Annotated in this window: 3 protein-coding genes; all 3 read right to left on the bottom strand. The window is 59.7% G+C overall.

Going from position 1 to position 1,785, the window contains the following annotated elements; translation table 11 throughout:
- Positions 1 to 923 (bottom strand): hypothetical protein (locus I4W09_RS10225; RefSeq protein ID WP_230318781.1); only part of this gene is annotated, 923 nt, incomplete at its 3' end.
- 203 nt (positions 924 to 1,126) lie between these two features.
- Positions 1,127 to 1,408 carry a hypothetical protein gene (locus I4W09_RS10220; RefSeq protein ID WP_196034086.1) on the bottom strand — a complete coding sequence of 94 codons (282 nt, stop codon included), beginning with the start codon at positions 1,406 to 1,408 and terminating at the stop codon, positions 1,127 to 1,129.
- A gap of 2 nt (positions 1,409 to 1,410) precedes the next feature.
- Positions 1,411 to 1,785, bottom strand: a 375-nt coding sequence (locus I4W09_RS10215; RefSeq protein ID WP_230318780.1) for a plasmid recombination protein, incomplete at its 5' end; no start/stop codon positions are given.

The following is a 1,785-nucleotide window of genomic DNA, read 5'->3' as shown; positions in this document are numbered from 1 at the left end:
TTCGCTTCCGCCAGCAGCAGGGCGGCAGCTCCATCCGGCAGCTTCACGCTCGGCGTGCGCAGATACTCGCGCACCTTCGGTCGTGAACGCCAGCCGAGCATGTTGATGAGCGTCTCGACCTCCTCGCCGCGCTCGGCCTTCTCGGCGAGCATGATTCCCACCACGCGCACCCAGTCGCGCGTATTCTCATCGCTATGCCATGCGTGAACCTGCGGCCAGTGCGCGACAACCTGCCCAGCGTCCCACTCTCCATCACACGTCAGCTCGATGCGCGTCAGCACACTCGACAGGTTCATCTCGGCCGCTTTGTCGTAGACCTTTACGTATCCGGGGGTGTTCTTGACCCCGAGGTATTCCGTGATTCCGTTGCTGATGACCGATTTGTACATCCGCCTGTCCTTGCTAAGGCGGCAGTCCAGACGGCTTGTCGGCAAATCATAGGCGAGGTCGAACCTCTTCAAGCGGGCGTGCGAGACGCACGGCGCGAGCTTTTCCAGCAGCCGCCAGAACCGCTTGTCCCCTGCAACCTTGTTCGGGTTGAACTCGATAAACCCGCGATTCATGTTCACCTTGCAACTCGGCTCCATGAAGCCGATACCGAGCGCGACCGAGCTGTTGCCGAGGTCGAAGCTCCAAAGCTCGTACCAGCCGCCGGGTCGAATCTTGCTCGTCCACGCGCTCATGCTGTCGCAGTCGAAGGTCTGGGCGTGCGTGCTCAACCACTCGCCCTTGCCGTTGATGAACGACAGCTTCAGGTGAACCATATCGATTGAGAACGTTGCCCCAGATTCGGTCTTGTATGCATTCCAGTAAGAGGGGTGAACCACCGTAAGTGGTTGAAATCCGGCTATTAGACAAGGGCCGGATTTCACATCCGGGTTCGGCGAATATGCAGAACCGCCCTCGTTTTTATTCATTGCCATGAAAAAACCTCCCTGTTTGGGAGGTAGCTGTTTGGGGATATCCCAGCTTGATATAATGCTGGTGTATCGCCGAGCTACCATCTCGGTTGATATGCGAGCTGCGAGTGTTGGCGCACTCAAAGCTCTGACCCAAATTATAACGGGGTCGCCGGCAGGAAAGGGGAGCCTTCAAGGCTCCCCTTTCTGTTAGCTCCCCTGCTGCTTTACGCTATGGCCATGAGACCATCGGCGAGGATTCCGCGGGCATACGCACCCGTCGACTTGCCCTCGGCCTTCGCTTCCTTCTCAAGCGCCCGTTTCATGGCGGCGGGAACCTTGAGGGACAGCGTTACCGTCTCGGGCGCTGCTTTCGGGAGTTTCCCCTCGACGATTTCGCCCACATTCACCCATCCGCTAGGCCACTCATCGCGCTCAAGGGCGCTTTCCCAACCGGCAATCATCTCGTCGGTCACGACCTTGCCGTTCTCGGCAACGATTCCTTTCATGTCTACCTCCATCCCAGCTCTGCCTGAACTCGGCGGCTCTCGGCCTTGTATTCGACCACGGACTTGTGCCGCCTTGCCGGTTGACCCTCCAAGCGCTTCTCGCCCCTAGAAAGGCCGTACAGCGCCCCTACGCGCCCGTAGAACCTGTCCTGCATCGCACCGAGCGCCGCCTTGTCGGGGAAGAACCCCTTCCACGAGAGCTTCCCGTCTTTAAGCGGCACCGGGCGCTCGTCCTCCGCGCGGCAGCGGTAGCCGATGTGGCGACCCGACCCGTCAATGTCGTTGGCGTAGGTATGGGCACGCCTGTCCAGCTCACGACCCACCGCGTCAAAGCTTTTCACTTGCGAGCTCTTCATTGCGATTAGTGGCGCGACCGT

The organism is Collinsella aerofaciens (assembly GCF_015670795.1).
Lineage (GTDB): Bacteria > Actinomycetota > Coriobacteriia > Coriobacteriales > Coriobacteriaceae > Collinsella > Collinsella aerofaciens_Q.
This window is presented reverse-complemented; position numbering and strand designations above follow the sequence as displayed.